Annotated in this window: 19 protein-coding genes; 11 read left to right on the plus strand and 8 right to left on the minus strand. The window is 32.5% G+C overall.

The features are described 5' to 3' along the window. The first annotated feature begins 249 nt into the window (after nucleotides 1–249). Together L2Z92_RS04960 and L2Z92_RS04965 are read left to right on the plus strand one after the other, a co-directional pair. Nucleotides 250–708: a hypothetical protein gene (locus L2Z92_RS04960; RefSeq protein ID WP_236457732.1), complete on the plus strand. Its 459-nt coding sequence runs from the start codon at nucleotides 250–252 to the stop codon at nucleotides 706–708. A 241-nt stretch (nucleotides 709–949) separates the two neighbouring features. Further along, nucleotides 950–1,501: an SAM-dependent methyltransferase gene (locus L2Z92_RS04965; RefSeq protein ID WP_236457733.1), complete on the plus strand. Its 552-nt coding sequence runs from the start codon at nucleotides 950–952 to the stop codon at nucleotides 1,499–1,501. A gap of 563 nt (nucleotides 1,502–2,064) precedes the next feature. Here L2Z92_RS04965 and L2Z92_RS04970 read toward each other — a convergent pair. After that, a complete protein-coding gene (locus tag L2Z92_RS04970) occupies nucleotides 2,065–2,757 on the minus strand; it encodes a LytR/AlgR family response regulator transcription factor (protein ID WP_236457734.1) in 693 nt (230 codons plus the stop codon). After that, a complete protein-coding gene (locus tag L2Z92_RS04975; protein WP_236457735.1) occupies nucleotides 2,754–3,770 on the minus strand; it encodes a sensor histidine kinase in 1,017 nt (338 codons plus the stop codon). Before L2Z92_RS04975 ends, L2Z92_RS04970 begins: the two co-directional genes overlap by 4 nt. Before the next feature lie 135 nt (nucleotides 3,771–3,905). Between L2Z92_RS04975 and L2Z92_RS04980 the strand changes: the two genes are divergently transcribed. The 3 genes from L2Z92_RS04980 to L2Z92_RS04990 all read left to right on the plus strand — a co-directional run bounded on the left by L2Z92_RS04980 (nucleotide 3,906) and on the right by L2Z92_RS04990 (nucleotide 6,124). Then, nucleotides 3,906–4,811: a DUF6268 family outer membrane beta-barrel protein gene (locus L2Z92_RS04980; protein WP_236457736.1), complete on the plus strand. Its 906-nt coding sequence runs from the start codon at nucleotides 3,906–3,908 to the stop codon at nucleotides 4,809–4,811. 555 nt (nucleotides 4,812–5,366) lie between these two features. Beyond that, nucleotides 5,367–5,792, plus strand: a complete 426-nt coding sequence (locus L2Z92_RS04985) for an OsmC family protein (RefSeq protein WP_236457737.1) — start codon at nucleotides 5,367–5,369, stop codon at nucleotides 5,790–5,792. Further along, nucleotides 5,792–6,124, plus strand: a complete 333-nt coding sequence (locus L2Z92_RS04990; protein ID WP_236457738.1) for a HopJ type III effector protein — start codon at nucleotides 5,792–5,794, stop codon at nucleotides 6,122–6,124. The genes L2Z92_RS04985 and L2Z92_RS04990 overlap by 1 nt, the downstream gene beginning before the upstream one ends. Nucleotides 6,125–6,192: 68 nt before the next feature. Here the strand turns inward: L2Z92_RS04990 and ade are convergent, their stop codons facing one another. Continuing rightward, nucleotides 6,193–7,815 carry an adenine deaminase gene (gene ade / locus L2Z92_RS04995; RefSeq protein WP_236457739.1) on the minus strand — a complete coding sequence of 541 codons (1,623 nt, stop codon included), beginning with the start codon at nucleotides 7,813–7,815 and terminating at the stop codon, nucleotides 6,193–6,195. A gap of 137 nt (nucleotides 7,816–7,952) precedes the next feature. Here ade and recJ point away from each other — a divergent pair, with 137 nt between their 5' ends. Genes recJ through L2Z92_RS05010 form a run of 3 tightly spaced genes read left to right on the plus strand, consistent with a single transcriptional unit; the run spans nucleotide 7,953 to nucleotide 11,603 of the window. After that, nucleotides 7,953–9,653, plus strand: coding sequence for a single-stranded-DNA-specific exonuclease RecJ (gene recJ, locus L2Z92_RS05000; RefSeq protein ID WP_236457740.1), 1,701 nt, complete (start codon nucleotides 7,953–7,955; stop codon nucleotides 9,651–9,653). Then, nucleotides 9,646–10,914: an MFS transporter gene (locus L2Z92_RS05005; RefSeq protein ID WP_236457741.1), complete on the plus strand. Its 1,269-nt coding sequence runs from the start codon at nucleotides 9,646–9,648 to the stop codon at nucleotides 10,912–10,914. Before recJ ends, L2Z92_RS05005 begins: the two co-directional genes overlap by 8 nt. Nucleotides 10,915–10,943: 29 nt before the next feature. Next, nucleotides 10,944–11,603: a peptidoglycan-binding domain-containing protein gene (locus L2Z92_RS05010; protein ID WP_236457742.1), complete on the plus strand. Its 660-nt coding sequence runs from the start codon at nucleotides 10,944–10,946 to the stop codon at nucleotides 11,601–11,603. Here L2Z92_RS05010 and L2Z92_RS05015 read toward each other — a convergent pair. Continuing rightward, the gene (locus tag L2Z92_RS05015; RefSeq protein WP_379677991.1) at nucleotides 11,592–12,353 is read right to left on the minus strand and encodes a UDP-2,3-diacylglucosamine diphosphatase; all 762 of its coding nucleotides are present in this window, start codon (nucleotides 12,351–12,353) and stop codon (nucleotides 11,592–11,594) included. The genes L2Z92_RS05010 and L2Z92_RS05015 overlap by 12 nt on opposite strands. Before the next feature lie 160 nt (nucleotides 12,354–12,513). Here L2Z92_RS05015 and L2Z92_RS05020 point away from each other — a divergent pair, with 160 nt between their 5' ends. From L2Z92_RS05020 to L2Z92_RS05030, 3 genes are read left to right on the plus strand one after another with little or no spacing between them, the layout of a single operon-like run. Beyond that, the gene (locus L2Z92_RS05020) at nucleotides 12,514–18,159 is read left to right on the plus strand and encodes a T9SS type B sorting domain-containing protein (RefSeq protein ID WP_236457743.1); all 5,646 of its coding nucleotides are present in this window, start codon (nucleotides 12,514–12,516) and stop codon (nucleotides 18,157–18,159) included. A gap of 55 nt (nucleotides 18,160–18,214) precedes the next feature. Then, nucleotides 18,215–19,150: a PorP/SprF family type IX secretion system membrane protein gene (locus L2Z92_RS05025; protein ID WP_236457744.1), complete on the plus strand. Its 936-nt coding sequence runs from the start codon at nucleotides 18,215–18,217 to the stop codon at nucleotides 19,148–19,150. A 17-nt stretch (nucleotides 19,151–19,167) separates the two neighbouring features. Beyond that, a complete protein-coding gene (locus L2Z92_RS05030; protein WP_236457745.1) occupies nucleotides 19,168–21,033 on the plus strand; it encodes an OmpA family protein in 1,866 nt (621 codons plus the stop codon). Between the two features lie 85 nt (nucleotides 21,034–21,118). On the opposite strand, the gene L2Z92_RS05035 is transcribed toward L2Z92_RS05030, so the two are convergent. The 4 genes from L2Z92_RS05035 to L2Z92_RS05050 form a co-directional block, all read right to left on the minus strand. Continuing rightward, complete coding sequence (locus L2Z92_RS05035; RefSeq protein ID WP_236457746.1) at nucleotides 21,119–21,919, minus strand: TIGR00266 family protein; 801 nt, start codon at nucleotides 21,917–21,919, stop codon at nucleotides 21,119–21,121. A 119-nt stretch (nucleotides 21,920–22,038) separates the two neighbouring features. Next, a complete protein-coding gene (locus tag L2Z92_RS05040) occupies nucleotides 22,039–23,001 on the minus strand; it encodes a fasciclin domain-containing protein (protein ID WP_236457747.1) in 963 nt (320 codons plus the stop codon). A gap of 23 nt (nucleotides 23,002–23,024) precedes the next feature. After that, nucleotides 23,025–23,909, minus strand: coding sequence for a hypothetical protein (locus L2Z92_RS05045; protein WP_236457748.1), 885 nt, complete (start codon nucleotides 23,907–23,909; stop codon nucleotides 23,025–23,027). A gap of 181 nt (nucleotides 23,910–24,090) precedes the next feature. After that, entirely contained in the window at nucleotides 24,091–24,411 is a 321-nt protein-coding gene (locus L2Z92_RS05050; protein ID WP_236457749.1) for a hypothetical protein, read from the minus strand. Between the last annotated feature and the right edge of the window lie 105 nt (nucleotides 24,412–24,516).

Below are 24,516 nucleotides of genomic sequence, written 5' to 3' on the forward strand. Positions count from 1 at the left end.
CTGCTTTAGACCATATTAAAGAAGAGAAGAAAAACGGAAAACATGGTAAAGTAACAGATTACTTAGGATTTAGTTCTACTGGTTATAAGCACTATAGATTATATAGTACTAATTTTTATCCCAGTAATTTAATGCACCAATCTCAAGATCCAAACCCAGATAAAACTTTAACAAGATGGCAATTAAATAAAATGATGAGTTTATATGAAACAGGTCAATCAAACAAAGGAATGCAAAAAGCAGATTAAAATGAAAGTAGTTAAATTATTACCAATAGTCTTTTTACTAATTACTTGCTGTACTTCTTTAGAAAAAAGAATGAATAGAAATGATTCTGATTTATATATAGGGGTATATGATTGTTTTGAAGATGATTCTATTAAAATTATAATTAATAATAAAGAAATTGTAGATATTGAAAATTTAACAACGGATTCATCTCTAGGAATTACAGGCTTGTATATTGAGTACTTTTTAAAATCAAGAGATAAAGGAATAATTAAAGTTGGAAACAAAAAAGTAGTAATTGAAAAAGAAATTTTTATTGATTTAAAGAAAGATATTTCACTAGAAATAATTCGAAATAACAATAGCGATAAGTTTCAAATAGACATTAACAAAGGAAAAAAAATTGGGATAAGCGGATGTAGTGATGATAGAAAACACACGAAAATGACTTATTTTAAAAGAAATAGAACTGTTGAATAACAAACATTTATCCCAGCTCTTCGAGGTGTTCTTATGAAACCGTGATGCTCTACGATGGTCTCCTGACCTCGTAGCAAATAATAAAAACAAAAGCACTCTTGTAAAAAAGGGTGCTTTTGTTGTTTTAAAGAGTGGCTACGTTTTTATTTTGAAAACCAACTCAATACTGTATCAAAAATTATTATAAAATCAACGTTTTTTCTATATTTACAATGCAATAGGAACAAAACTAGAAAAAAGAGTGACATCAACACCAGAAGCTACATGGGACAATCCTTTTCCTACACCTATAACCAATAAGACTACTTATTTGGCTGGCTTCCAGTATAAAGACAACCGCTTAGATTTTTTTCCACACGCAGAAGGCTATGTAAAATACCAATATAGCGAAAACAGCTATAGTTATGTCTTTAACTATACAGACCACTTAGGAAACGTTAGAGTAAGCTATTCGGATATTGACAAAAATGGAATTTTAGGTAATGAACACATACAGGAATGTCCGAAACAAATAGGGTCCACACCTCCTCCATGTCAAGACTTATACGTCTTAGCTTTGGCAGAAGAAACCAGAACCATGATCTTCTACGTTTCTCCACACAAATTAAACAAAACCATCGCAGAATACATTCAGTATTTTGGAGCCGACCGACGCATTTCTGTTTCGCGTGAAATATCTAAACTTCATGAAGAAACAGTTATAGGTACTGCCGAAGAAGTATTACAACACTTTGAAGCCAAACCTACAAAAGGAGAAAGTTTAATTTTTGTAGCTGGGAAAAGTTTAAAATAATTAGTTCATTACTACTTGTAAAGATAATTCCCACTTATTAATGGCACGGCAATATAACGATAAACAGAAACAACTTAATCTCTTTACACAAAGCAGATAAGTCTATTATCTTTCGTCAGGTTAATAGCAACTATTTTTATTACAACTTGTTTGCATTCTTTTTCTATGCTTTCAAAACAAATTAGTATTTTAAATTTATTCTTCTGTACCACAAAAACCAAACACATTAAATGCAAAACTAAACCTTGGCATTTTTTTTGCTGTGGGTATACTATTCTACTTCAAAATTGCTGTGACAAACGTATTTATTCATTCCATTTTGTCACAAAAAGTGTGGCATTCTCTATTTTTAAATCAACAATGTCACAGAAACTGTGACAGATTGTTTCTGAAAACAAAAAAAGTCACAAGTATTTTAAAAACAGTTTTAATCAAAATGATACTCAAAAAATCAATATTGTTCCCAATGTTTTGTCTTTTACAACACACCTAATAAAAAGGAGTTCGTAGAAATATGCATTGACACGCATTAAACCTTAAAATCAATACGATGATTTATTAGCTCACTCTGAAAGAAGTATCCTCAACAATCCTTCTTTCCGATTTCTTGCAATGGGCAAGTTAATTTCTTTTAAATATAAAGTTACACCATCTATATGAGTGATGTACTTTGTATTAACAATATATGATTTATGAATTTGTGAAAAATATTCCTTTGGCAATTGATTTAAAATACTTTTCAATGTATGATGAACAATAATGCGTTTACGGTTTTCTAAGTGTATTTCGATATAATTTTGCATACTTTGAATGTACAAAATTTGAGTTAAAGGAACTTTTACTAAAATGCCGTTTTCTTTAAAAAATAATGGTTTCATGATGTCTTCTTGTCGCAACATCAAATCGTACATTTTTTTTGCTTTTAAAACAGAGGCTTTAAAATCATCAAAAAAAATAGGTTTCAACAAGTAATCTAATGCATTCACTTTATATCCCTTCAAAGCAAATTCAGAATAAGCAGTTGTAAAAATAATCATCGATGGCATATCTATTATCATTTTTGCAAACTCCAACCCATTCAAAAGAGGCATTTGTATGTCCAAAAAAATTAAATCAATGGTTTCTGTTTTTAATTTTTCTAGTGCAAGATGCGCGTTAGAAAAACAGCCCATATTTTCCAAAAAATCAAACTCCTTGATGAATTGATTTAGTCCTTCTCTTGCTATTCGTTCATCATCTATAACAATACATTTCATTTATTCAAATTTAATTGTAGTTGAACACTGTATTTGTTTTCTTGAGACATAATGTCTAATTTGTAATTATTGAGATAAGAGAAATCTAATCTTTTCTGAACATATTTCAACCCAACACCTTGTTTTTTTGTGCTATTTAATACAGTATCTGTTGAGTTTTTTATTTCCATAATCAGTTGATTTTCATTTTTAAAAAAAACATTTAAATTAATATAATTTGTTTTATCGGTAAAAGCAGACACATGCTTGAAAGCGTTTTCTACAAAAGTTGACAAGAGAAATGGAATAATCATTAATTGATTTTCTGGAATATTCCACTGGCAGGAAATTTGTAAATCCTCGCCAGATCTATCTTTTTCTAATTGAAAATAATGCTTTAAAAAAGAAATTTCATCATCAAGTTTTATCCACTTATTTTGCGATTCATATACATAATACCGTAATATTTTACTATATCTCGAGAGCAATTCTAGTGCTTCTTCTTTGTCTTTTCGAATCAAAAAATGGAGATTATTCAAAATATTAAACGTAAAATGTGGACTCAATTGTGTTTTCAAATGCTCTATTTCAGATTCCAAAACATTGTTTTTTAATTCCTGATGGCGTTTTTCGGATTCTACATTTTGTTTAAACAATTCTATCGAATAACTCACTCCCGAAATCAAGATACTTAGCATCAACATTCCAAAAAACAAAGATACCATTTCATTCATCGTACCCATTCTTTCAGACAAAATCAATCTTATAATAACATATCCTTGGAGTGTCAAAAACAAAGCTATAAAAACACTAGTTATCGAGGCATAAATAACAAATTTCGTAGAGTTATCAATTTTCAAATACCTATTGGCTAACCTATTAACTACATAAACCACGTAAACCCTCAAAGTCAATGTGATAGTTATAGAATAAATAAAAGCTCCCCAAAACGATAAGTCATCGGACAATTGCAATAAAGTCATTAAGAACATAAAAGTCCAAAATAGGTAATCCGCCTTTTTTATAGTAAACATATCTTGTTTTTTTACAAAAATACTTTTTTCTTGTTGGTAATAGAAAACCGTTCATCAACAAAAAATAACCAATGGTCAAAAGCAAAAAATTGCTTTGAAGTAAAAATATAGTTTTGCTTCAAATTATTAACAAATATGAAAACATCATCATTTCTTATCCTAGTGCTTTTACTTATTATGAGTATAAAAACAATCGCACAAGTGTCTATTAAAACCGAATATTTTGGTTCGTCAAGCTATAAAGATAACGACGGAAATAAGGTCGGTAACAGCAAAGGATCGGCAATGGTTTATCAAGGAAATATCAAAATTCCGATTTCTATGAAATTTAGCAAAGACAGTCTAACTATAATTTGGGGTGTGAATGCATCGGGCGCATATGCTGCGCTCAACAACAAAAACTTCTCTCAGTATTTGGTTGTATCTAATATAACCAATGTTCAGTTATCAATATTTAACATACGTCAATTAAATAAGAAATGGTCATTAATTACCTTTGCAGGTGCTGGAATTTATACAAACGAAACCAAGATTTCTAAAATAAATAGCAATAGTATTTTGGGAAGTGGTGGTGCTCTTTTCGTAAAAAAAATAAATTCAAAATTGGATCTTGGGGGAGGTCTTGCTCTTACAAATGCTTTGGGATATCCAATGCTTTTTCCAACAATTTATGTAAATTATAACTCTGACGAGAAATATACTTTCCGAGTTTCTATGTTGAGCGGTTTTCAAGGATCTGCTGGATATAATTTCAACAAAACGTTTTTATTAAATCTAATTGCAGAAATGAACGGACAATTAGCGTTACTCAAAAAAGATGGCAAAGATGTTATGTTTACACATCAATATATTGTAACTGGCTTGAGGCCTGAAATAAAAATAAACAATAATATCTCTTTGCCAATTACTATTGGAGTAAATGCAATACGCTCAGTATATTTTAATGACAGAACTCTAAAAAGCATTTTTAACGAAAATGCAACTAATTCAAAATTTGATTTTTCACCTTATGTGTCTGCTGAAATAAATTATAAATTTTAAGGGCATCAAATATCATAATGCCTCCCATAAAAAATTTAACACATACAAAATGAACAAAACCTATATAATTGCCTTTTTAGTTTCCTATTTCTATGGACAAGAACCATTAAAGGCACTATCATGGCGACGAAAATTCACAACCTAAAAGAAGCTCTTGTTCTTGGCAGAATACTATACCCGATAGCTCGGTTTTATCACGCAACGATAGCGCGTTCGATAAAAAAAACGTTGTAAAAAGGATACTTTTCTTGTTTTAAAATCTCTAATATACGTATCGTTTAAATTGTATAAGATTTGCTTTTTACTTTCTTCTAAAAGTTCTAAACCGTGTATTCTTTCAAGAGTTCTTTTATCAAATGAAGTTTGACTAGTTTCTACAACTAAATAATCTAAAGACACAGCAAGAGCATCTGATTTTTTTACTGTATCAACAGAAGGAATAATCTCTTGTCGGAGAACAAGTGTCGTTAATAATCCATAATTAACAATAAACCTTCCCTAAGTTTCTGTAAATTTGTTTTCCTAAATATTTAGAACCTAAAATAAAGAAGAAAAATGGCAACACATAGCGTAACTACAACTTGGAAAAGGAAAATGCAATTTGAATCTACAAATCCTAGTGGCGAAACTTTATTAATTAATGCAGGAGCAGAAAACGGTGGCGAAGGAGCAGGATTGCGACCAAAAGCAATGATGCTAGCGTCTTTGGCAGGTTGCTCTGGCTTAGACATTGCTTCATTAATTGAAAAAATGAAACTAGATATTGAAGACTTTAAGATTGAAACCAGTGCAAATTTAACCGAAGAAGACCCAAAAATATATGATAACGTTGTTGTTGAATATCATTTTTATGGCAACAACCTTAACGAAACAAAGTTACAAAGAGCAGTAGATTTATCAGTAGATAAATATTGCGGTGTAATGGAAATGTTTCGAAAATTTGCAACTATTGAAACAAAAACCTTTTTTCATAAAATATAATGACGATTTTAGAACTCATTAACAAAGTAAAACATTCTAAAAGTATTGTTTTTGCTGAAGTAATAGAAACAATTGATGCTCACTACACCTTCACTCCTACTTATTTTAAAAATGGTGATATTATAAATGAAGAAAACATAAATAATGGTTCTTGCAAAGTATTTTCATTTGCAAAAAAGCATTCCTTAAGTGCACAGGAAACCGTTTTTCTTTTTGGAGAACATTATCAAAAAGTAGTAGAAACACCATTAGAAAATGACCATCAAAATATTAGAAACTTTCTCAAATTTGGTTGGGATAAAATAGCATTTGAAAAAGAAGCACTTTCATAGTATTCTATTCAAAAAAAAGGATAGCAATTCAAAAATTGCTATCCTTTTTTTTATCTATATTCTTTCACTTATTTCACTTCCAAGTCTACAAAAGAGAAACTATTTCCACTAAACAAACCTTTGTCGGATAGTTTTAAATCGGGAATAACCAATAAAGCCATGAAAGAAAGCGTCATAAAAGGGGCTTTTAACTGGCTACCAAATTCTTTTGCTAAGGCATCAATTTCCTGATACAGTCTACCCGTTTCCCAACCATCTTTATTACTCATAATTCCAGCTACTGGCAACGACAACACTTTTTGTTCATCGCCATTAACCGCACAAACTCCTCCTTTATTGGCAACCAATATGTTTACTGCTTTGCAAATTTCTTCATCACTTGTTCCAACCACCACAATATTATGACAATCGTGTGCTACAGAACTTGCAATTGCTCCTTTTTTTAAACCAAAATTCTTTATAAAAGCAATAGCAGGTTTTGTATCTTCATATCGATTGACAACAGCCATTTTTAAGATGTCATTTTCAACATCAGAAACTAATTTTCCATCTTGAACTAATGACTTATGATGAATTTCATTGGTAATCAATTGTCCTTCTAGAGCTTCAATCACTCTAATTATTGAAGCTGAACTTAGTACTTCAAAATCGGACATTTGTTTAGCATTGATATTAAAATTATTAGGACAATCAAACAAAACTTTTTTAACATTTGACACACCATTTTCAGCCACTAACTCTCCGTTTATGTAAGTTTGACTAACTTTAAAATCAGTTAAATTTTCAACAACAATAAAATCGGCTGCATCATTTTCCTGCAACAAACCAACATTCATAGCATAATGACGAACAGGATTTACACAAGCCGCTTGCAACACTTTAAAAACATCCATTCCTTTCGCAATTGCTCTTGCACATAACGTATTAATATGTCCTACGATTAAATCATCTGGATGCTTATCATCGGAACAAAACATCATGTTTTCGTAATTATCAGGCAATAAATCAATTAAAGCTTCAAAGTTTTTAGCCGCACTTCCTTCACGAATAATTACTTTCATTCCCAACGATAATTTTTCAGCAGCTTCATCATAAGTAAAACATTCATGATCGGTAGTAATTCCTGCATTTATATATTTTTGTAATGATTCTCCCCTTAATCCTGGAGCATGACCATCAACTGGTTTTTTAAAATATTTTGCCCATTCTATTTTCTTCAACACTTCGGCATCATCAAATAAAACTCCCGGATAATTCATCATTTCTGCTAAGTAATGAATGTCAGAAGACGTTAACAATTCTTTTATATCCTCTGAATCGATGACAGCTCCCGCAGTTTCAAAAGTAGTTGCTGGCACACAAGAAGGGGCACCAAAATGAAACTTTAAAGGCACTTCCTTACTATTTTGAATCATATAATAAACACCTTCTTTCCCTAAAACATTAGCAATTTCATGCGGATCAGAAATGGTTCCAACCGTTCCATGCAACACTGCAATTCTAGCAAACTCAGAAGGAACCAACATTGAACTTTCAATGTGAATATGAGCATCAACAAAACCAGGCATAATAAATTGTTGCACCGAATGCTCTTTCTCTACTATTTCTTTTATCTTTCCATTAACAACGGTAACTTCACCTGAATAGATTCTTCTATTGATAATATCAACTATTTGTCCTTGAATTTTCATAACACTATTTTAAATATCAATTTCAAAAATAACCAAATTATATTTAGTCACAGAATAAGGTTACATCAATTTTAATACTAAATTTGTGTTTCAAACTTACAAGCCGAAAAAAAATCGAATTCTAAATTTTTAAAATTATGCGTTGGAATTTAAAAACAAAGCCAGAAAAAGAAAAGATACAAGCCTTACAAAATGCGCTTCAGGTTGATGAAATAACCGCTACTTTACTACTACAAAGAGGCATAACAACATATGAAGAAGCAAAATCATTTTTCCGTCCCACTTTAAACGACTTACATGATCCTTTCTTAATGAAAGACATGGACAAAGCAGTAGATCGGATAGAAAAAGCAATTGAAAACAATGAAACCATTATGGTTTTTGGAGACTATGATGTAGATGGAACTACTGCGGTTGCATTGGTTTCAAGCTATTTAAAAACCATTTATTCAAATATTGCCACTTATATTCCTGATCGCTATGCTGAAGGCTACGGTGTTTCTTATAAAGGAATTGATTTTGCAGAAGACAATGCCATCTCTTTAATTATCGCATTAGATTGTGGTATAAAATCGATAGATCACGTTAATTATGCTAAAGAAAAGGGCATCGATTTTATTATTGGTGATCACCATAGACCTGGAGAGACACTTCCTAATGCGGTTGCTGTTTTAGATCCAAAACGAAAGGATTGTTCTTATCCGTATGATGAATTGTGTGGTTGTGGTGTTGGTTTCAAGTTAATTCAAGCCATTGGTTCAAAAAGAAATCAATCGATTGAATACTTTATTCCTTATCTAGATTTAGTAGCTACGGCTATTGCTGCTGATATTGTTCCAATGACAGGAGAGAACAGAGTTTTGGCAAAATTTGGCATGGAAGTTATCAATTCAACTCCACGATCTGGCATTAAAGCATTGATTCAAAACGTAAAAAAACAAATCTTAACAATAACCGATGTTGTTTTTATAGTAGCACCTAGAATTAATGCTGCTGGAAGAATTAAACATGGTGATTATGCCGTTCGTTTGTTAACCGAATTTAATTTAGAACAAGCTAACGAATTCGCATCTGAAATTGAACAATTTAATGCCGACCGCAAAGATTTAGACAAAAAAATTACCAAAGAGGCATTACAACAAATCATTACTAATAAGGAAGAAGAAAACTTCACAACGGTTGTTTATCAAGAAGACTGGCACAAAGGCGTTATTGGTATTGTGGCTTCACGATTAATTGAGAATCATTATCGACCAACTGTCGTTTTTACAAAAAGTGGTGATAAATTAGCAGCATCTGCAAGATCCGTAAAAGATTTCGATGTTTACAATGCCTTAGAAGCTTGTGCTGAACACTTGGAACAATTTGGAGGACACATGTATGCAGCGGGTATGACATTAAAAGAAGAAAATTATGAAAATTTCAAAAATGCTTTTGAGAATATCGTAAAAGAAACAATACCTCCTGAATTATTGACTCCCGAAATTGCTATTGATCTAGAGATTAATTTTTCTGATATTACACCAAAACTCATCCGAATTTTAAAACAATTTGAACCATTTGGTCCACAAAACATGCATCCAATTTTTATGTCTTCTAATTGTCAGGATACTGGCTATGGGAAAAATTTGGGTAGCGAAGACGAACATCTAAAACTTTTCATTAAACAAGATACTGAAGAAGGAATTGGAGCAATTGGTTTCGGATTGGGAAAAAACTTATCTTTGACAAAGAATAAAAACCGATTCCAAATTGCGTATTCTATTGATGAAAACGAATGGAAAAATACAGTATCTACACAACTTAACTTAAGAGCAATACAAGAGAATAATGAATAAGAAAGATCCTTACGCAGCACTTCGTTTTAAAGAATTTCGTTTTTTCTTAAGTATGCGCTTCGCAATGGTATTTGCTTGGGCAATGCAATTTATAATTATAGAATGGGAAGTTTATAGCCTAACAAAAGACGCTATATATTTAGGGCTTATCGGACTTATGGAAATAATCCCAGCCGTTTTAATGGCATTGTTTGCAGGTCACATTGTAGATCAAAACGAAAAGAAAGGACTACTTGTTAAATGTTTAATTGGGTTTTCATTTATAAGTCTTGGTTTATTTTTAATTACTGTTCCAAGTATTAAAAACACATTAACAACTTCAAACATATTATTAGTTATTTATATTTTAGTCTTCCTTGGAGGGTTGGTACGAGCTTTCATTGGACCAACCGTTTTTTCATTATTATCTTTAATCGTTCCGAAAAAACACTACCCTAACGCAGCCACATGGAGTAGTTCTACATGGCAAATGGGGTCAATGTTCGGCCCTGCTTTAGCAGGAATATCAATAGGAATAATTGGTGTTCATTGGTCATTATGTATCGTTTTTGGATTTACTATTTTTGCTTTATTAGGTTTAAGTCAAATTTCAAAAAAACCAATATTGAACCCAAAAATTGGAGAACCTGTTATGCAAAGTTTAAAAGAAGGCATCACATTTGTTTTCAAAAACAAAACCATCCTTGGAGCAATTTCATTAGATATGTTTGCTGTATTGTTTGGAGGTGCTGTAGCCTTACTTCCTATTTTCGCACAAGATATTTTGAAAGTAGGTTCGGAAGGTTTTGGAATATTAAGAGCAGCACCAGCTGTAGGTTCTATTATAACCATGATCATTGCTGCTTATTTTTCACTAAATAAAAACGCAGGAGTTAAACTACTTACAGCAATATTTATTTTTGGAATTTGTATTATTGTATTCGGAATTTCTGAAATATTTTGGATTTCTGTTATCGCTTTGTTTTTAAGTGGTGTTGCTGATGGTGTTTCCGTTGTAATTCGAAACACAATTTTACAATTACACACCCCCGACAATATGCGTGGAAGAGTATCTTCTGTAAATTCTATTTTTGTTGGTTCATCTAACGAATTAGGAGCTTTTGAAAGTGGCGTTACTGCAAAATTAATGGGTGCTGTAAATGCGGTAATTTTTGGTGGTTGCATGACAATTGGAACCGTAATCACTACCGCTTTCATTTCACCTTCTTTTAGAAAGCTTGATTTAGAAAAAGAAGTAGAAAAATTAGAAAATGAAGTATAATATTTTAAAAACAAATAATTATCTAACCTATGAAACAGATTATCATTACCCTACTAGTCGTTATTTTATCTATTGTAGGTTACAATCAGTATAGAACATATAAGCGTTTTCACTCTCCAGGAATAGATTATGTAGTGAATACTGAAGTTGACTTAAATTATCATAATGAAAGTTTCTTGAAAAATTACTTCCTATCTATTGAAGATTTGAATGCTTTTGTAAGAATACAATGGAATGTTTACGATCTTGATGTTCGTAATCCAGAACAAGACAACGATGATACAAAGACTGCTTTTATAAACTATTCTAAAAAACTAGCTACCATAAAATTTTACGAAAGCAGACTAATTCAAGCTGCACAATTAAAACAAAAAGGACTAAAGAATAAAGACATTGTTTTCTTTGAAGAGAACGGTTATAAAGTTATTAATTACAATGATTATTTGAAAGATCAGAAAATAAAAGAAATGTATTATCAGGATCCAGATAAATTCAGTTTAAAAATCGGAGACACTAATTCATTTGTTTTTGAAATTCAAAAGAAATTAATCAAAAAAGGATTTGATATTCCTACCGATGGAATTTTTAAAGAAATAACATTAAAAGCTCTTATTGAATTTCAAGAAAAAAACAAACTCTACTCCAACGGAAAAATAGACACAATAACCTTAGATTATTTATTTAGGTAATTCTTCAAACTTTTTTAACTCAAAATTCTCACCGTCAAAAACACCATAGGTAAAATAGCCAATCCAATCTCCTAAATTTACATATTTGGAGTTATCTCCTACATCAATAATCATAGGTAAATGGCGATGACCAAAAATAAAGTAATCATAATGTTTAGATTCTAACTTGCGTTTTGCATATTGAACTAACCACTCATTTTCTTCACCTAAAAACTTAACGTCTTCTGCACCAGATATCAACTTGTTTTTAACTGATAAGTATTGTGCTAATCGCACACCAATATCTGGATGCAACCATCTAAAAATCCATTTTGAAAAAGAATTTGTAAACACTTTTTTCATTCTTTTATACCCTAAATCTCCTGGACCTTTTCCATCACCGTGACCAATAAGAAAAAGCTTGTTGTTAAATATAAATTCAACATTATCATGATAAACAGGAATATTCAACTCTTTTTCAAAATAATCCTGCATCCATAAGTCATGATTCCCTACAAAAAAATAGACTGGAATTCCAGTATCTCTAATTTCAGCAAGCTTACCTAATACACGAATAAAACCTTTAGGAACAACAGTTTTATATTCAAACCAAAAGTCGAATAAATCACCTAATAAAAAAATAGCATCAGCATCTTTTTTCACCTCATCTAACCAATTCACGAATTTCTTTTCTCGAATAAAACTTTCTTCTGGATTAGGAGCTCCAAAATGTTGGTCGGATGCGAAATAGATTTTAAGATTTTTATCCAATGTTATGTTTCTTTTTAATTTATGCAAAAATAAGAAAAATAAACAAGCTAATTTTAACACTTTATCGAAGTTATGATACATTTTACCGATAGATATTTAATAGCATCAATTAATTGTTAACTTTGAATTATTAATCAAATTTTAACTAAAATATTATAGAATGAAAAAATTATTACTTTTTTTCATGTCGATGTTTACCTTGCTTTCCTTCGGTCAATTAACAGAAGGGTTTGAAGGGACTTCGATACCTGTTTCTAGCCCACCAGGAGATGACTGGGCTTTGACTTCAGGAACTTGGAAAATACTTGATAATGGTGTTGGAACTGCTCAAAAGTGGCAAGTTGCTCCACCAGGTCAACAATATCAAGGAACAAGAGCAGCATACTTAAACAGAGAGAATGTTGGCGCTGGAATGGCTGCCGACTGGCTTATTTCTCCCTCAGTAACAGTTCCTACTGATGGACAGCTTCGTTTTTACACAAAACTGACACAAGCAGGTATACAAGGAAGTACATTTTCAATTCGTATATCAACTGGTTCACAAACTGTTTTTACTGATTTTACTACAATACGAACGTGGGATGAGATTGAGTTAATGAACGGTGGATTACTCGCAGAACAAACAACTTACATACAAAAAGTTGTTGATTTAACGCCTCATACAACTGCTGGTGAAACTATTTTTGTTGCATTTGTAATGGAAAACAATAATGGAGACAGATGGCTTATTGACAATGTAAATATTGACTCTAAATGTTTAGACAACTCTAACTTGTCAGCAACACCATTAGCTACTTCTGCAACTTTAAACTGGACAAGTCCAAGTACTGCCACACAGTGGGAAATTGAATACGGACCTAATGGTTTTACACAAGGTACTGGAACAACTGTTACAGCTACTGGAACACCAACATATAATTTAACTGGTCTTTCTGGATTAACTACATATTGCTACTATGTTAGAGCCGTTTGTGGATCTGACAACACTAGTGATTGGTCTGGACCACATTGCTTTACAACTTCTGCTCTTCCTCCAGGTTGTGGTGGAAATTTTATAGATCAAGGTGGCGTTGCTGGAGACTATGCTAGTGGTGAAGATTATATTGTTACGATTTGCCCAGACAATCCTGGTGATTTTGTAACTGTGAACTTTACAATGTTTAATACAGAATCTAACTATGATGCATTATATGTTTATGACAGCAATACTACAGATGTAGCTACACTTATATTAAGTGCTAATGGAGCGGGTAACGTTCCTGGAGGTCAAGCTGGTGGATATTGGGGTACAACAATACCGGGTCCTTTTGAAGCTTTAAACCCTACAGGATGTTTAACTTTCCGTTTTAGAAGTGATGGATCAGTAACACGACCAGGATGGACTGCAAATGTTACTTGTGCACCTTTCCCAACTTGTCCTAAACCAACAAATGTTGCGTTTACATCTATTTCTCCAACAAGTGGTAATATAACTTGGCAACATGCTGGAACACCAACACAATGGGACATCTATGTAGTTCCAACAGGGTCTACACCTCCTGGAGCAGGAGCAGTTACTACACCTTATCAAAATGTAACCGTTAATGGTCCTTTATATTCTTATCCAGTATCATTGCTATTCGATTCTACTCCTTTAAATTCATTCACTACTTACGATGTATACGTAAGACCAAGGTGTAGTGTTTCAGACATTGGAGTCTGGTCTAATATTTCTACATTTACAACCGACCCTGATTATTGTGCTGGTGATCATTTCTATGATCAAGGTGGTCCAACAGGGAATTATCTTCCAAATCAAAATACGACTACAACAATTTGTCCAAATACACCTGGAGATGTTGTAATTGCATTTTTCAATACATTCAACTTAGATACTAACGATAATCTAACAGTTTACAATGGTAGTACCGCAACAGGTACTCCTATAGGAACTTATACAGGAACAACACTTCCTCCTATCTTAGTTTCAAATGCTCCTGACGGTTGTTTAACCTTTGTATTTACTTCAAATGGTTTCACAAATTTAGCAGGATGGGATGCTTCAATACAATGTACAGCTCCTCCAACTTGTCCCTATCCAACAAACTTAACAGTAACTAACATTTCTGATGTTGGAGCTACCTTAGGCTGGACAGAAGCAGGTACTGCAAATACATGGCAAATAATTATACAACCAGCAGGAAGTGGTTACCCAACCCCTCCTTATGCAAATGCTGTAGCTGGTTACCCTCAAACAGTAACTGGTACAAATTCTTTTACAGCAACGGGTCTAAATGCGAATACAGAATATGAATTTTATGTAGTAGCAGATTGCGGAGGTGGTGATTTAAGTTTTTGGTCTGGTCCAAAACCATTCAACACTTTATTCCCTGGTTGTGGAGGCTCAGTACCAGCTGGTGATATTATTCCAGATGCTGCACCAGTATGTAACTTAAACGGATATTGTGGTAACACTTCACTACTATACAATGATGAAGGTGATTGGCCAGAATTAGACACTGCATTTTGTGGTTCTATTGAAAACAATTCGTTCTTAACTTTCCAAGCAACTTCTACTACCATTTCTATGGATGTATTAGTCGGAAACTGTATCAATGGAAGTGACATTCAATTTATGATATTTAGCGCTGCTACTCCAGGTAGTGGACCGATAGATGTAATTGGTTGTGACGGACAAATGAACGTGGGTACAAATTCTTTAACTTTTAACGGATTAACACCAGGACAAAACTATTATTTAATGATTGATGGTTTTGCCGGAGCTCAATGTGATTACTCTGTAACTGTTACCTCAGGAGGTTCAACAACTACCGATGTAGACATTACACAAAACGACACAACAATTTGTGTTGACGAGACAATAACATTAGATGTTACTGGTGGTAATGGAGTCTATAACTGGACACCTAGTACAGGATTAAGTGCTATAACAGGTTCTAGTGTTGTATTCACACCTGCAACACCAGGAACATATACTATTCAAGTTGAATCAACAGATGCTAATGCGTTATGTGCAACTTCAGACTTTGTTGTAATCACTGTTTTAGAAAAAACAATTCCTTCATTCTCTGTACCTGGACCATTTTGTACAGGAGCAACAGGACCTACACTTTCTAATACTTCTAACAATGGAGTTCAAGGAGTTTGGACACCATCTGCCACTATAGACACATCTGTAGCAGGAATTCAACAATATACCTTTACACCAGATGCTTCTTTCCAATGTGCTGAAGTATTAGTAATTGATGTAGAAATTTTAGGATCTTGTACTTTTAATTCTTTAGCAACAGCAGTTAATATAGAAAATTGCGAAACTACACCTCCAGGTGAATATTTTAACACTACTGGTTCGGGTGCTGTAAGCATTGGACCTGCATCAAATATATTTACCAATAATGATTTCGGTACTTATGTACAAGGTTCAGGTAATTTATTACTAAACGGTGGGCAGTTAAAATCTTTCAAAGATATATCAGCTTCAAACGTTTGTTCTGCAACAATGCATTACAGAGTGTATTTAACATCTGCAGGACCTAGTGGTACATTTATTGACGTACCATTAACTACCGTTGAAGATTGTGATGGTACAGGAAACTTCCCAACAGGAGGAACTTGTAATCCAGGTGACCAAAAATGGATAAACAGTGCTCCGCTAGCAGAAGATTTAACTGCTGTACCTGCACCTGGTGACTATACAGTTGAAATCTACTATACTTTGATTGGTGACAACACAAGTACAACCGCTTGTAATGACACTGTACTTGTAAACAATGGTGGAAATAACTTTAAAGCAATATTCTCTATTCAAAGTGCACCAACATTCACTTTTACGAATGAAGAATGTGCTAGTTCTAATGCTTCAATAACTGTTTCTGGATTTAATCCAGGAGACACATATAGTGTAACTTATAATGACGACACCGTGACTGTTGGGCCAGCAAACTTCACCGCTAATTCTAGTGGAGAAATAGTGATTCCTAACCTTAACGCAGGAACATACAACACTTTTAATTTTGAAATAAATGGATGTGTAACTACAGATGCAACAGAAATTGTAATTACAGATTTCTCACCATCAGTTACACAAATAACTTCAAATTCTCCTGTTTGTTTCGGTTCTGATATTGTATTTACAGTTGAAGGAACTCCAAATTACACATTAGGATACACCATCAATAGTGGAACTACACAAACGGCAACATTTGATGCAACTGGAAGTCTTACAATTACCGTAGTAAATCCAGCAGCTGGTAACGTTGTTCTTACTTTAATTAACATTTACAACACATCTTGTAATATTCCATTAACAGATACTAATACTGCAGTGGTTAATCCACTTCCTGTTATCAACAGTTTAGTTGCTGTAAATAATATTGCATGTTTAGGAAATGATGCAGTATTTACAATAAACGGAAGTGCAAATGCAGATGTAACGTACACCATAAATAATGGAGCGAATCAAACATTAACACTTGATGCTTCGGGATCTTATACTTTAACAATTGCTGCACCAACAAGTGATGTTACTGTGCAATTATTAACAGTTACTAATTCTACTACAGGTTGTTCTACTACATTAAGTGGTATTACTTCAACAGTTGCTGTTATTACAGTACCTGTACCTACTGCAGATTATGTAACTTGTGCAGACCCGACTACAACAGTGGAAGTAACTTCACCATTAATTTCTCAATCGAACTATCCTTCAGACTTATTTATTTCTGAAGTAACTGACTCACAATCTGGTTCATTAACTTATGTTGAAATTTATAATGGAACTGGAGCTACAGTTGACTTAAGTGGTTACAAACTAAAAGTGCATACCAATGGAAATCCAACTGCGACTTGTGATTTATCTTTAACAGGAATGCTACTTAATGATGACGTTGTAGTTATAAAACTAAGTAATAGTGCAAACAACGCAACTGTTACTCCAGATTTAACATTCACAACATGTTCGGGAGTTAACAATAATGATAATATTAGATTAGCAACAAGTGCAAATGTTGATATTGATTCTTGGGGAACTACAGACGGGTCTTCATTTACTCCATCAAACGGTGTTGGATATACCTATAGAAGAATCGCTGCTGGGACTGTTTTACCAACATTAACTTGGAATCCTTCTGACTGGACCGCATTAGATCCTGAAGATTATTCTGATGTAGGTAATTATACTATATTCATTTCTAGCTATGAGTATATTCTAAATGACGGAACCAATTCAACGACTCAAACAACAACTACTTTTACAGGAGTTGGTGCTGGGACTTATACTTTAGTTGCGCATGATACAGCTACAGGATGTACTTCTGAACCAATAACATTTACGATTAATGAATTGGTCAACCCAACTTTTGATCCGATTGATGATTTATGCTCAGGTTCAACCGACACTACTCTACCTACTACATCATTAGAAGGTATAACAGGTACTTGGTCTCCTGCAACTATTAACACAACTACAGTAGCTACTTCAACTTACACATTTACACCAAATACAGGTACTTGTGCATCTCCAGTAGATATTCAAGTAACTGTGATCTCATGTACTATTCAAAAAGGTATTTCTCCAAATGGAGATGGCTTAAATGATAATTTTGACTTATCAGGATTTAATGTTAGTGAATTAAAAATCTTTAACAGATATGGTAAGCAAGTATATAGTAAATCAAGTTATGAAAACGAGTGGTTTGGTCAAACTGACAGCGGTAATGATTTACCTGATGGAACTTACTTCTATAGCATTGAATTTACAGATATGGAAGCAAGAACTGGTTGGATATATATTAACAGGCAACAATAAGAAAATAAATTTACTGCCTTCTTCAGGAAGGCAGTATTTAAAAATTTAAAATAAAATGAAGAAACTATATTTAGTAGCTTTAGGCATAATGTCTTTTCTGGTTGATGCTAATGCACAACAAGACCCACATTATACACAGTATATGTATAATATGAATGTTATAAATCCAGCCTATGCAGGAAGTAAAGAAAATCTTGCTATTGGATTATTATACAGAACACAATGGGTAGATATTGAAGGAGCTCCAACAACAGGTACACTTTCTGGACATTCTCCAGTAGGTAAAAATGTAGGATTAGGATTATCCGCAATTACAGACAAAATTGGTCCTGTTGAAGAAAACAATGTATATGGAGATTTCTCATACACTCTTAACTTAGGTGGCGAACACAAACTTGCGTTTGGTATTAAAGCTGGTTTAACTTTCCATAAAGTAGGATTGTTTAGTGAAATTGGTAATGGATTTGTTCCTGATTCTGGTGACCCTGCCTTTTCTGAAGATGTAAGCAACACCTATTTTAACGTAGGATCTGGTCTTTTTTATTACACAAATAAGTTTTATTTAGCATTTTCGGTACCGAACATGTTAAAGTCAAAACATTTAGACATCAAAGTAAACAATGATCAACTAGAGTTTGGTTCAGAAGCAAGTCACTACTTTTTAACAGGAGGATATGTTTTTGATTTGAACGACAAAATAAAATTCAAACCTTTCTTTATGTTGAAATCTGCATTTAATGTAGACCCATCTGTAGATGTTTCTACAAATTTCTTATTTAATGAAAAGTTTGAAATTGGTGCAACATATAGACTAGACGATAGTTACGGTGCAATGGTTAATTATGCAATAACTCCAAACATTAGAATTGGATATGCATACGACCATATTGTATCTGATTTAAAAATAACAACTCCATCTTCTCACGAGATAATAATGTTGTTTGATTTAAATTTCCCAAGAAAAGTATCACGTTCACCTCGATATTTCTAATTTAAAAGCGATAAAACATGAAGAAATTATATATAACCTTGAGTTTTGTAATCGCTAGTGGAATACTTAGTGCGCAAAACAACAAAACTAAAAGTGCAGATAAACTATTCGATCGATTTGAATATGTTGAAGCTGCCAATCAATATTTAAAACTTGTTGATGAGAATCAAAATGACAATTATATTAATCAACAGTTAGCAGATAGCTACTATAATGTTTTCAACACTAAAGAAGCTGTAAAATGGTACTCAAAACTTGTTCAAGAAGAACAAAAGCCAGAGGTCTATTATAAATATTCTCAAATGCTAAAAGCAGAGGGTAATTATGATGAGGCAAATAAACAAATGCAAAAATTTGCTTCATTAGCACCAAATGACAAAAGGGCAATTTCTTTTAAAAACAACCCTAATTATTTAACAAAATTAAAGTCGCAAAGACCTATATTTGATATTAAGCCGTCTGAACTTAGTAGTGATAAATCTGATTTTGGAGGTATTTTAACCAATGACAATACTATCTATTTTGCAAGTGCAAGAAATACAGCTAGAAAAAATCATGGTTGGAACAAAGAACCATTTTTAGATATATACCAAGCTACATATAATGAAAACGGGACCATTAGTGAAGCAACACTTGTAGAAGGAGTAAACACTAAATGGCATGATGGCCCAGCTTCAGTTACTGCAGATGGGAACACAATGTATTATGTTAGTGAAAGTTTTAATGAAAACAAATTTGAAAAAGTTAAAGAGAAAAATGCTAAATACGGCAGAATGTATCTTTATAAAGCGACAAAAAACGAAGGTAAGTGGGAAAACGCAAAACCTATCTCATTAAACAGTACTGAATACTCTCTTCGTAATCCGAGTATAAGTAATGATGGTAAGACATTGTATTTCTCATCAGACATGCCAGGTGGTATTGGTGGTGAAGACATTTGGAAAGTAAGCGTAAATGGTGACGAATATGGAACACCTGAAAACTTAGGAGAGAACATAAATACTGGAGGGAACGAAAGTTTTCCATTCATCACAGAAGAGAATTCACTATATTTCACTTCAGATTCAAGACAAGGTTTTGGAGGTTATGATGTTTTTGTTGCTGACTTAAAAAAAGGAACAGAAGCGATTAACGTTGGTGAACCTGTTAACTCTGAAAAAGACGATTTTTCTTTTAGTTTTAATACTGCGAAAAAAGTTGCCATGTTTTCTAGTAATAGAGAAGGGGTTGATAACTTATACTTAGCAAATCCAATTTGTGGTGTTAATGCAATTGTGATTGTGAAAAGTACTGAAACAAGAAAAACTATTGAAGGGGCTACTATAAATGTTGTTGACAACACTAATAACGTAATTGCAACAGATCTAACCAATGGAGTTGGTCAAAAAATATTTGAAGTAGAGTGTGAAAAAGAATACACTTATAAAATTTCTAAAGATGGTTTTGAAGATGGTATTTTCACTTCTCCAGCCTCAGGAAATGGATCAACACTTGTTGAAGCATACTTAGAACCAATTAAACCAATAATCACAGAGAAGGAAGTTATACTTCAACCTATTTTCTTTGAATTCAATGAAAGTAACATAACTGCACAAGGAGCTGAAGAATTAGACAAACTTGTTGCTATTATGATTGAATATCCGGAAATGGTAATTTTCGCTAAATCTCATACAGATAGTAGAGGTAAGGACAAATACAACTTAAACTTATCTGAAAACAGAGCAAAATCTACAGTTCAATATATTATATCTAAAGGTATAGACAAAGCTAGAATTAGCGGACAAGGTTTTGGTGAAAGTGAATTAAAAATTCAATGTGACGATTGTACAGAAGAAGAACATTCTCAAAACAGACGTTCTGAATTCTTAATAATCAAGAAATAGTTTAGAATTCATACGTTTAGAACTAACAAAAAAAGACCATAAAAGCAAAGCTTTTATGGTCTTTTAATTTATAAAATATCACTAATTAAAACCTATTGTCTCCGTCTAAAAGATTCCCTATTCCACCTAACAAACTACCTTCTCCTTTGTCCTTTCCGCCCATTTGTGGTGCAGATTGAATAATTCTATCGGCTAAACGACTGAAAGGCAATGACTGAACATATACAACTCCAGGCCCTTTCAATGTTGCGAAAAACAATCCTTCTCCACCAAAAACTGTATTTTTAATCCCTCCAACAAATTCAATATCATAATCAATATCTTTGGAAAAACCCACAATGCAACCCGTATCTACTTTTAGTATTTCCCCTGGCTTCAATTCTCTTCTTGCTAATGTTCCTCCTGCATGAACAAAAGCCATACCATCTCCTTCTAGTTTTTGCATGATAAACCCTTCACCACCAAACAAACCTCTTCCTAGTTTTTTAGAAAATTCAATCCCAACTGTAACTCCTTTTGCAGCACATAAAAAAGCATCTTTTTGACAAATAAATTTCCCTTGATACTCTGTTAAATCGATTGCAACAATTTTTCCAGGATAAGGAGAAGCAAAAGATACTTTTTTCTTGCCATATTCGACATTTTGATATGCTGTCATAAACAAACTTTCTCCTGTTAACACTCTCTTGCCTGCAGATAATAATTTCCCAAAGATCCCACTTTCTTTTTGACTACCATCTCCAAAAATAGTTTCCATTTTTATTCCACTTTCCATCATCATAAAACTTCCTGCCTCTGCAACTACAATTTCTTGTGGATCAAGTTCTATTTCTACATACTGCATTTCTTCTCCAAAAATTTCATAATCTATTTCATGTGCTCTCATAATTTATTCTTTTTAAAGTTTATTAATTAGTCGAGAAGATCTACAAAATGTTACGATTTAGTTCGCACATACAAAAAAGCCTTGCATTTTGCAAGGCTTTCATTCTCAAAAAATTCAAATTAAGGCAGTAAAACTCTATCAATTAAATGCACAACACCATTAGAACATTGTATATCTGGAATAACCATATTTGCAGGAACTGTATTACTATTTCCTAAAATTGTAAAAACTCCATTTTCAAAAGGGCTATATGTTAATGTATTCCCTCCTGCAGTTGTTGCAGTAGTACTTGTTTGCTCTGAAGTAAAAGTACCATTATCTGAAATAGCATGATTTAACAAAACAGTTTGTAAAAAGACTGGGTCTGCATTAGCAACATCTTGAATGGTTGCAAAACCTGCAGCTTTAAAAGCAGCATCTGTTGGAGCAAAAATGGTAAATTTATTGTTTTCATCTGCTAAAGTTGGAGCTAAACCAGATGTTATAACAGCTTGCACGAGAAAAGTAAGCTCTGGTGTTTTAAACACTTTAGAATCATTTAATAACAGAGCAGATTCAACAATATTCACACCTGTAGCAATCATTACTTTGTCTATGGCATGAACTGTTCCATTACTAGCTGCTACATTAGTTAAAATAATTTTTGACCCATTTATATATAAATCTCCTCCTCTACTAACGAAACGTCTATTAATTCCTAGTGCAGAAGCAGATGTGTTTCCGTCTGTAATTTGATTTGCAAATAAATTACCATTAGAAACATGATACAATAATGTATTTGTTAAAAAACTATTTTGCAAAGCTCCTAAGCTTCCAGCATCTACCAAACCTAATTTAGCAAAAGCATCATTTGTAGGCGCAAAAACAGTATATTTTCCAGAAGGATCATTAGGATTACTATTACTTAAAACAACAGCAACACCTCCTTGAATAGCAGCAGCTTCAAGTGTACTAAAAGCAGAATTTGACACTGCAATTGAAGCTATTGAAGGCATTTCAGACTCATAATCATTATCACATGAAACTAATGTTACAAGCAATGTAAAAGCTAATAAAGCGCTTTTTATATTTATATTTTTCATTTTCTTAAATTTAGAATTAATAATTAAAATTTGTAAACCAATGCACCATAAACCCCTGTTGCTTTTCCAATATTTCTTCCTGCAACTAGTGTACTAAATCCTCCAGCTATACCAAAATCTTGATAAATTGGAGTATATAGATTCAAACCAATCTTAGTATAATTTACTTTTGTTGCTGGAAAAAAACCTTCAAAACCTTCTCCTAAAATATCTACTCCACTTGTAGAAGTTTGATTTGCCAAATAAACATCTCCATAAATTTTTGATGCAGCATACCCTAATTTAAGTTCAGAAGTATAGGAATTTGGAACATCATTTGACGCTAGATTTCCTCCAAATTGACCCGAAGCAAAAAAACCAGAATTCATTTTAAACATGGCAACACCAATTGCGCTTACTGTTGTACTTCTATTTCCAATTGCAATAATAGATTGTAAACCTTCATTCTCTTTATAATTTCCTAGAGGTGTTTTTATACCTAATGCTCCAATCAATCTTAAAGAAGAAGACCCGTAATCAAAATAAAATGGGTTATACTTTACAAAAACAGACACATCTTGAACACCGCTTCTTTTATTTTCAAAATTTAAATTATTTAAAACATCTTGAGAAGCATCTCCTTTAGCTGTAATATAAGGTAAAGTAAGTACTACATCTAATTGATCGGTTATTCCATAAGTTGCATACAATGAAGCGCTAGACAATTGCACTTCATTAAAAACAGGAACACCATCTACCTCTTCTGGCACCAAATAAACCTCATCATACTTTTCAGAACTATAAGAAATAGAAACATTTCCTTTTCCTTTTCCTTGCATAAACCCACTAATTGGGCTTTGCGATTGTACTGTATTTACATATCCTAATGTTGTTACAGCAATGACTATTAGTAATTGTTTTTTAATCATAATATTAAATCGTTTAGTTTTACTCTTTCTATCATTTACGTAGAAAGTTTCATTGTGGTTTTAAAAAAAGTAAAAAAACAATTGAATATTATTAAAACACCCATTTTTAAAGGCTTTACAAGGCATAAAAAAAGCCGAAAAAATTTCGGCTTAAAAATTTAAAGAATGATACTCTTTACTTTTATTTCATTAGGTTAGACAATTTTAATGTTTTACCACACATCTCTTTTGTGATTTTAAAAATAACATCTCCCTTTTTGCCACTTTCGGCCCATCTAACTTCTTTACCAACATTACATCCAATACTAGTTTTTGAACCTTTATTTAAAGAAACAAATCCAGTTCCAGTATAAATAGACACTTTGTCTTTAGTATCATTAATCAAAGAAAAGCTAGCTCCAATAATATTCTTTTCAGTTGAAGGTTTACTAATTTCAACTACATTAAAAGAAACTAAAACAAAGCTAAAGCTCACTAATATTACAATTGCTATTTTTCTCATATTATTTAATTTAGTTTTTAACTATTTTTCGAGTTCCTATTGAACCCTTTTCTAATTCTAAAGTTAGCAAATAAATTCCATCTGGATAATTTGTAATTTGTAAAA

This window comes from Flavobacterium jumunjinense (genome assembly GCF_021650975.2).
GTDB classification, from domain to species: Bacteria; Bacteroidota; Bacteroidia; order Flavobacteriales; family Flavobacteriaceae; genus Flavobacterium; species Flavobacterium jumunjinense.

Bases quoted from the DNA above. Each gene is read 5' to 3' on its own strand.
- L2Z92_RS04960 (WP_236457732.1), top strand. From the start codon at position 250: ATGAAAGTAGTTAAATTATTACCAATAGTCTTTTTACTAATTACTTGC.
- L2Z92_RS04970 (WP_236457734.1), bottom strand. From the start codon at position 2,757: ATGAAATGTATTGTTATAGATGATGAACGAATAGCAAGAGAAGGACTA.
- L2Z92_RS04975 (WP_236457735.1), bottom strand. From the start codon at position 3,770: ATGTTTACTATAAAAAAGGCGGATTACCTATTTTGGACTTTTATGTTC.
- L2Z92_RS04980 (WP_236457736.1), top strand. From the start codon at position 3,906: ATGAAAACATCATCATTTCTTATCCTAGTGCTTTTACTTATTATGAGT.
- L2Z92_RS04985 (WP_236457737.1), top strand. From the start codon at position 5,367: ATGGCAACACATAGCGTAACTACAACTTGGAAAAGGAAAATGCAATTT.
- L2Z92_RS04990 (WP_236457738.1), top strand. From the start codon at position 5,792: ATGACGATTTTAGAACTCATTAACAAAGTAAAACATTCTAAAAGTATT.
- ade (WP_236457739.1), bottom strand. From the start codon at position 7,815: ATGAAAATTCAAGGACAAATAGTTGATATTATCAATAGAAGAATCTAT.
- recJ (WP_236457740.1), top strand. From the start codon at position 7,953: ATGCGTTGGAATTTAAAAACAAAGCCAGAAAAAGAAAAGATACAAGCC.
- L2Z92_RS05005 (WP_236457741.1), top strand. From the start codon at position 9,646: ATGAATAAGAAAGATCCTTACGCAGCACTTCGTTTTAAAGAATTTCGT.
- L2Z92_RS05010 (WP_236457742.1), top strand. From the start codon at position 10,944: ATGAAACAGATTATCATTACCCTACTAGTCGTTATTTTATCTATTGTA.
- L2Z92_RS05020 (WP_236457743.1), top strand. From the start codon at position 12,514: ATGAAAAAATTATTACTTTTTTTCATGTCGATGTTTACCTTGCTTTCC.
- L2Z92_RS05025 (WP_236457744.1), top strand. From the start codon at position 18,215: ATGAAGAAACTATATTTAGTAGCTTTAGGCATAATGTCTTTTCTGGTT.
- L2Z92_RS05030 (WP_236457745.1), top strand. From the start codon at position 19,168: ATGAAGAAATTATATATAACCTTGAGTTTTGTAATCGCTAGTGGAATA.
- L2Z92_RS05035 (WP_236457746.1), bottom strand. From the start codon at position 21,919: ATGAGAGCACATGAAATAGATTATGAAATTTTTGGAGAAGAAATGCAG.
- L2Z92_RS05040 (WP_236457747.1), bottom strand. From the start codon at position 23,001: ATGAAAAATATAAATATAAAAAGCGCTTTATTAGCTTTTACATTGCTT.
- L2Z92_RS05045 (WP_236457748.1), bottom strand. From the start codon at position 23,909: ATGATTAAAAAACAATTACTAATAGTCATTGCTGTAACAACATTAGGA.
- L2Z92_RS05050 (WP_236457749.1), bottom strand. From the start codon at position 24,411: ATGAGAAAAATAGCAATTGTAATATTAGTGAGCTTTAGCTTTGTTTTA.